The sequence below is a fragment of the Paraperlucidibaca sp. genome, from assembly GCF_982810325.1.
Genome location: NZ_CEYEMI010000045.1, coordinates 994 through 8,696 on the forward strand (window position 1 = coordinate 994; position 7,703 = coordinate 8,696).

Consider the following 7,703-nt stretch of genomic DNA (forward strand, 5'->3'; position numbering starts at 1 on the left):
AAGTGATACATTACGATGAAATCACTTTTGACTTTTAACGCATTGCCAACTCATCTGCCGGCGCTGGTTTCGGCTGCGTCAGGTGGTCATGCCCTCGTTTATCGCTATCATTAAGAAGCTCCTCCGCAAGTGCGGCAAACCGGGTCTGGAACGCCGCCAAAGTCCACTGCCCGAATAACGTGTGGCCCCCCTCATAAGCCTGCTCTTGGTACTCCTCGTTGGTGGTGACATAACCCATATAGTCATTGCAATAAGTACAAATCAGCACCTGTTCAATGCCTCGTGAATTTAGCCTGGCAGCAACAACATCTAATAAGCGCCGACCAGCAATGGTGGTGAACTCACCGGGGCAGCAAACCAACGCAATCTGACCAAGAATGACGATCTGTAGCGGCAACACGGTTGGTACCATAGTGCTTTCCTTGATAGCGCCAATATCTGTCTGACGCTTCATCTCTGCGAGAAGTGGGTCAGCAGCTTTAGGCAACCCGAGGCGGTTGAACGGCCGACCTAGCACCAGCTTACGTCCAGTCTCCATCAATATGTCTTTGGGGCCTTGTGCACTATAAAGGCGCTGAAAATACTTACGATCAGTGGGCGAAAGACGTGAAAACGGACTGAGTCGATAACTACGCACGATACGCGCACCACTGCGCATTGCTGCTGCCAATGGCGCCGCCACACCATGGCCATCCACTGGCGTGCCTGCAAAGAACGACACACCGTGGCAAGGCTCTGTGGTCCATGCATTTTGCTCACCATTAGCCATCGCTGGATCAGCATGAACCGCCGTAAAATCGACATAGGTGAAGATGGCATCAATATCACCACTAATTTGCGTTTGTTGCGGATTAGTGACGATTGCAAGCGCCATGTCACTCTGGTGTCTACCATTCTCGGCGGCGTAGACGTATTCAGCACGACCTTTAATCGCATTGCGGCGGGCATTCTGGCCCGGGCCGTGATAATGCGGAGAAACATCACCGGCCGACCCCTGAGCAAAGATGGCTACCGCACCTTCATCTACTAATTGCTGTTCAACTTGAGCTGCGGCATAACCCTTGTTGTCACCATCATGACGATCGAGGGAATTACCCAAGCAGGTGGCATGCACACCAAACAGCGAGAGCAGCGACTGCAGCTGGCCATTGCGGCTGAAGCGCAATACCTGCATGGTTCGTTCCAATGCCTTATGATTTTCGCCCTCTTGGTAGTGGGTTACATCCGGATTACGGTTCCAAGCCCTGAGCGAACGATTCCAAGCCACTGGTACCGCCTCATCGAAGCGGCCAGAGGCCAAACTTAGCTCAGTGGCTGTTGCACTTTGCCAGGCCTCGACCACGGCATCGACGGTGGCAACAATGACTGCTTCTAAGTGCTTTGGCACGAAACCCGGTGTAACTAGGTTGTACATGGCATCGTGGCTGCAGCCACCGGGACCAGAGTGGGTGTGAGTACAAGTGAGTACAAAAGCGGCGTCATTAAAAATTGTACCCATACGAGTGCGTAATCGCTCGATAGCGCCAGCACGCATGGCATAAGTGACATAGCCCAAATCAAGGCAGCAGAAAGTCATTGCCTGTCCGGCAGCATCTTGAACGAACAGCGCTCTGGCGAACAGCGGAGTCTCTTTGCCATACGCACGATGATTAGGCTGGCCATAACCGTGCATCGCATAACCTTGCGGACTGACGCCAATTTCCTGCCTACCCCACCCTGCCTGATACATGACCGACTCCTTAATACTGATTAATTTGTGATTTTGGCAGGCACATCGACTGGTGAGCGAACCCCATCGAAAAACCCTGGCCGCAACTCCGGCCATCCCATCTGAGCGCGAAGCCTCTCGATATGTTTTTTATAGGCATGAATTTCGATATAACCCTTGCTTCGATCGGACTCGACGAACTTGATTCCTCCCGATAAATCCGGCTTATCCACACGAAGGCGTTGTTCAAACTTTCTGGCATTATTAGGATTACGATCTTGGTCATGCAGATAGTTCGCCACCATCTGTGAAACCCGATCAAAGAGCGTGTAAGCACTAGAGTTAGTCTCTAAATAGCCCACACCAAACAGATTGTTATGCTTTGGGTTAAATGCGGTGAGACTCAACTTTGGCCTACCACCATCCCAGTCAAAATACGTTTCTGGCACGTATGGAATGGTCATGTTGTAACCAGTGGCGTAAAGCACCAGATCAATCCTCTCTCGGCTTCCATCCACAAACACGACATGATCCCCATCGAAACATTTGACGTCGCCCTTGGCCTTAATATCGCCATGCTGCAAATAATGTAATAGCTGAGAATTAAGCAGTGGATGGGACTCAAAAAGTTTGTGATCTGGCTTAGGCATGCCCGTACGCGAGGTATCCCCTAAAACCATACGCAGCAGCAGAGTCATTGCTGGCCGCTGCAACCACATCGGCAAACGCGGGCCGCTATTGGCAAACTCATCCACTGGAATGCCAAATACATGTTTAGGGATGAAGTAGTAACCACGACGAACGCTAACAAAGGCTGCATCCGCATTCGCAGCAGCATCACAAGCAATATCGGCACCGGAGTTTCCCAGCCCGATCACCAAGACACGTTTATTGCGAAACTCATCAGCGTGTTTAAAGGTCACAGAATGACGAATTTCACCATTCAACTGCCCATCGTGACGCGGCAAACGAGGATGCCAGTTCGTTCCAGTCGCACAAACCACTGCACGGTAACGTCGCACTGCCCCATGAGAAAGCCTGACCAGCCATGTCTCACCATCTGTTTCTACATGCTCAACACCGGTTAGGAATTGAATTGAGTCATACAAGCCAAAGGTGCGCGCAAAGCTTCGTGTATAAGCAAGAATTTGACGATTCGATGGGTAGTCCGGGTAATCATCAGGCATTGGGAAATCATAAAAGCCAGAGGTCCCTCGCGAAGAGATAAAGTGCGCGGAGTAATACATTGGCGTACCCGGATTGCTAAGGTCCCAGATGCCACCAACATCGCTGTGGCGCTCGAACTGCTCATAGGGAATACCGAGCTTCTTCAGCGCTCTGGCCATACTGAGGCCAGCTGGACCGGCGCCAATAATACATACGGCGCCAGCAGTATCGGTAACCTGATTATGCGGTTCAGGCATCAACGTAGTGGACATAGTGACTTACTCCAAAAGACTGTATTGCTAATACCGTGAATTAGAGCAAACCACTCACACCATTCATAAGGGCCAGGCAGGCCAGCATGGGGGTAAAACCGGACATCACGCGATGATTAATTCTGGATGTCCGTATTGCGGACCAAGACCAGCTCTAATGCATCCTGCATGCGCAGCAGCCGTTCTTCTTTTTCTAAAATATCTGCCGCCAGAGCACCCTGTGCTTTGGCTACAGCTATCTCCTGTTGCAGGAGCGCTATACCCTCATCCGCTGCTTTAAGAAAAATAGGAAGTGCAGCACGACGTTGCTCCTGTGTCTGCTCCCGCTCCTGCTCTGACATAAAGTGCTGCTCCTGTAGATCCGACATAACCTCAGCGTGTGCCAGATCTGCTGTTGCAATAGAGCCAGCCTCAAACGCTGTTGGCGCATACTCCGAAGCACCGTCTCGACTACTCCAGCTCACCCAACTAATAATGCTTACAGCCGTTATTACCGCCGCAATAATAAAATGCTTCATGACCCAACCTAGTTTCTCAAAACAACTTGTACAACCAAAAATCGAACAACAGCGACTGCCTAATCCACGGTCAACTTAGACAATTGACCACGCAGAGTTTCTAAAGCTGGTGTCGGCTGGCCGTGTTGCCCACCAAGACGAATAAATGAGTCAAGCATCATCAGGCTTTGTGTCCTAACCTTACCGTAGTGGTAGCGCAGTAGGCTCTCCAAGTCGAACGGCAGTAACTGTCGGGTCAATGGCAGAGCTACTCTCCAAACTAGCGGCTGCAGCAAAATTTTTAATGGACGAATATCTGCACCCGCATGCTTTTCGGCCACTGCCAGCGCTTCGCGAGAGGCTGCCAACCCCACACTAAAATGTGAACTGGCAATGAAACCATTTAAGCGCCACTGATTTACTTCCAACGCTGCAATGAGCGGCTGCAACATAGCCGGAGCACCCGCCGCTGCACGGCCAAAGTCGGGCACTACTTTTGCTGCCAATCCACCTGCGTTAAGTGCCATCACTACCGATTTCACACGTTGCGACTCACCACCGAACAAGCCAGGTGCTAACGGTGGAAGGTAATAGGCAATGCCTTCAGGACCAGAGCACTTAGGCAATGGTGACTGATAACTAATAAAGGTGATCAGCCCCTGCACAACCTGCTCAACAGGCACTAAGCTTTTTACATAATCAACATCTTCAAGATCTGGCTGCAAGCAAACAACCGTAGCCCGTCCCACAGATGCCAAAATATGAGCAGCTAACTCTCCGCGCATGGCATCTGTAGGGAGTGCCAACCAAACTTGATCCCAGTTCTGTGCAGCAACCTCAGCTGGTTCAGTCACTAGCCCAAAACCGTGAAAGCTTTGCAACTTTGTGCGCCAATGGCCAAGCCGATACAGAACCGTACCGTCACTCAACGCCTCAACATATTTTGTTTTTACAAAGAAACTTACTTCATGACCGGCCTGTGCCAGATGCCATGCATAAACCTGTCCGACAGCTCCCGCACCCACTACCAAAACTTTCATGACTCATTCCTTTTATGTATTTATTACGCTGCTTTATTACCCGCGCGGCCTAACTGAAATACCTAAACGGTCAGTAACCTTGCCGTCAAAAGTTCCAGTGCTATTAAAGCGAAGATATTGTGTCTTCCATCGATCCCAAGTTTTTGGATACAAACTACGCACCTGGGCTTCGCTAGTCAGTGAATTATTGTCTAGCCCCCAGTGCGGGCGTGCCTGAAATTCTTGCAGATGAATCTGTCGATGTGTGCTGAGCAACGTCATCGCTTTCTTGCAGTCCTGCAACACGATAATTTCCATAAAGGCCGTATCATGACCTTGCTGCATGGCAATCAATCCATCGGACTGCTTCACAAAACGAATAGCTATAGGTGCCGTTTGCGGTATGCCTTTGGCGTACAAAGCGTCATTTGCTGTGAATGAACGCTCAATGGCTGAAATGATTTGATCTAATCTGAATGCCGTTTCAATTGCGAAGACTGACGTACTGTTGAGTGCTGCTCCAATATTGAACACCTTATAACTGACATTAGTGTAGCCAGTATCCAGCTGTGAACTCATCGATGAGTCCACAACGATGGGCGCTAAATTAGGGAAAATTTCCAGAACTAATCCTAAGGGTTTACCAAGAAATGCAACCAATCCACCGGCGAAGCTAGCACCCGGTTGGCCACGCTCATGCTCTGATTGCTCAGGTAGTGGTGTATAGGAGCGGTAGCGATCTGTAATGACAAAATCATAGTCACCATTAGCATCGGGATAAGGCGAATAAAACAGCTCCCAGTGCTCAGGCGAAGGCATCCCTTCATAGACTGGAAGGCCGTTAATGATGCGATCGAGATGCCCACCTGGCTTTTTTAACTCTGACCATTTAATGGCGTGACGCACTTCACGCAACCAAAACTTCTGATCAGTGTTAAGTGTTGCAGAGTAAACCACCCCCATGGAGCCAATCGAAATACGTGCTGCATTAAAGGCGTCATCATCTTGGATAAGTTGCACCGGAACACTGACATCCTCTTCCAGCGTTCCAGGCCAAGCTGCCGGATTGGTAATGCCATTGCTGGGCTCGATCTGCACCATCGCACCACCATCCACCACCATTTGCAGACTGACCATCTGGTCAGCGATGGGGCCGTAGGCCAAGCCAGAGCCATGAGTGGCGGTCATCATGACACCTGCCAATGTTTGCCCGTCATAACCACCCATATTGAATAGGGCCCGTCCTTGATGATCGAGATAGGTATTTAAGTCAGCAATAGTGATGCCGCTTTCGACTCGCATTAGCCCTACAGGATTAGGATTTTTGAGACGACTGCTATCGAGAGTCAGCGGCTTGTTAAGTCGCTCTGGCGTCATCAAGACGTCCTGAGTGATGGCAATATCGGACATGGAATGACCGCTGCCCGTCATGCGCACCCGCTGACCATTACTAGCAGCTTGGCTGATGTAGTCAGTTAATTGTTTAGCGCTAGTGGGCTGCACAAGTAATTGCGGCGTAACTTTCTCTGTTTTGAAATCGTTTGACCACCTAGTGGCCGAATCTGCAATTGCTGCCGCAGTAGTAATTGCAAACAACACTCCCGTAATAGCAAAAACTGTCTTGGACCTACCAACTCTCGCTGGGGATTTAGTCAAGTAACGCATGCATTTTCTCCTTTGCCATCCCTGCCTGAATGGATTGTTATTGGCAGTTTGCGACTCGAATGGGCGCATGGCAGATGGCATGAATTGGATCAAAGCAGTCTGCTTGCGCGTAAGGGTCATGCAGGTCAGAATGGGGGCAAAACCGGACACATCAGCTGAACCATGCCCCAAGATGACCCTCGCTTTACTGAATCAACTATCCCCACGTTTATCATCGCGGGGCTCGTTGAGCATGCTGTTACAAAAGGGCTGAATCCAGAAAGTTGGTTCGCGGGCTTAGGGCTAACAGTCGCTCATATTCAACAATCGGAGGCGATGATCTCATTTCGCCAAGCGACCACCATCATCCGTCGAGCAGTACGGGAGTTGCCATCAGAGCCTTTAGGATTGCACGTTGGATCGCGCGAGGCCCTGATTTCGTTCGGCATGCTAGGCTTCGCCATGCTCTCGAGCCAGAACGTTCGAGAGGCTGTTGCCACTGGATTGGAGTATCACCTTGCATCTGGCAGCTTGATGGACTTTAAGACTGAGTCCTCCCCCACTGAAATAGCGCTTCAACTACATGAACGCTTTCCAGACCCTGAGTTGTTACCATTTCTCTGCGAAGAAGTTTTTGCTAGCTCGATTGCCATCATACGAGTCATGCTGGGCAATGAGGTAACACCACTTGGTGTCGAGCTAAGTTATTCGCCACCGCCCTATGCCGCCGCATACCAAAGGCTATTCAGTTGCCCAATACGCTTTAATAGCCATACTAACCGTATTGTGTTTTCTGCCTCGTTGATGGATCGTCCGCTAGCCACACGTAGTACAGCAAGCCATGCCATTGCTCTTGCCACCTGTCGTAGACTTATTGAGCCCGCAGCAACTAATCAAGACATCATTAGCTCGGTGGAAAACCTTCTGCGCGAAAAACTACGCCAGCGGCCATCAATGACAGATATTGCTTCTTGGCTTAACATTACTGAGCGCACTTTGCGACGGCACCTAACTGAAGCAGGACAACGCTTTAGCGACATTCGTGATCGCGTCATGGAGCAACGAGCACGGATATTGCTCAGTAATTCGACAATGCCTATCGCGAATATTGCAGAAGAACTTGGCTTCAGTGATGCACGCGATTTTCGCCGAGCATTTCGACGCTGGACAGGCTTAACGCCAATGGGGTTAAGACAAGAAATGCGCAAACCCTAGCTCTAATCAATTAACCTTACTTTTTTCAAAAATGGACGTAACCCGCGTTACTAGTCAGGTATCACTCGTTTTTAGGGTACTGACAAGTTAACTTTTAGACTCCGCAAGGGTACTGACAAGTTAACCTCCAAGCACAGCAATAGTTGACCCTTACGCCTCTAAGCAACCACTGCTCTCCACA

6 protein-coding genes are annotated in these 7,703 nt (G+C 50.0%); 1 reads left to right on the forward strand and 5 read right to left on the reverse strand.

Annotated elements, in window-relative coordinates; all coding sequences use genetic code 11:
• Positions 1–34: 34 nt before the first annotated feature.
• The 5 genes from AC3DKE_RS10580 to AC3DKE_RS10600 all read right to left on the reverse strand — a co-directional run bounded on the left by AC3DKE_RS10580 (position 35) and on the right by AC3DKE_RS10600 (position 6,328).
• On the reverse strand, positions 35–1,729 hold the full coding sequence (locus AC3DKE_RS10580) for a neutral/alkaline non-lysosomal ceramidase N-terminal domain-containing protein (protein ID WP_487990653.1): 1,695 nt from the start codon (positions 1,727–1,729) through the stop codon (positions 35–37).
• A 20-nt stretch (positions 1,730–1,749) separates the two neighbouring features.
• Positions 1,750–3,147 carry a flavin-containing monooxygenase gene (locus AC3DKE_RS10585; protein ID WP_487990654.1) on the reverse strand — a complete coding sequence of 466 codons (1,398 nt, stop codon included), beginning with the start codon at positions 3,145–3,147 and terminating at the stop codon, positions 1,750–1,752.
• Positions 3,148–3,263: 116 nt separating this feature from the next.
• Positions 3,264–3,665, reverse strand: a complete 402-nt coding sequence (locus tag AC3DKE_RS10590) for a hypothetical protein (protein WP_484217347.1) — start codon at positions 3,663–3,665, stop codon at positions 3,264–3,266.
• A gap of 59 nt (positions 3,666–3,724) precedes the next feature.
• A complete protein-coding gene (locus tag AC3DKE_RS10595; protein ID WP_487990655.1) occupies positions 3,725–4,684 on the reverse strand; it encodes a ketopantoate reductase family protein in 960 nt (319 codons plus the stop codon).
• A gap of 36 nt (positions 4,685–4,720) precedes the next feature.
• On the reverse strand, positions 4,721–6,328 hold the full coding sequence (locus tag AC3DKE_RS10600; protein WP_487990656.1) for an FAD-binding protein: 1,608 nt from the start codon (positions 6,326–6,328) through the stop codon (positions 4,721–4,723).
• A gap of 162 nt (positions 6,329–6,490) precedes the next feature.
• Here AC3DKE_RS10600 and AC3DKE_RS10605 point away from each other — a divergent pair, with 162 nt between their 5' ends.
• Positions 6,491–7,522: an AraC family transcriptional regulator gene (locus AC3DKE_RS10605; RefSeq protein WP_487990657.1), complete on the forward strand. Its 1,032-nt coding sequence runs from the start codon at positions 6,491–6,493 to the stop codon at positions 7,520–7,522.
• The last annotated feature ends 181 nt before the right edge of the window (positions 7,523–7,703 follow it).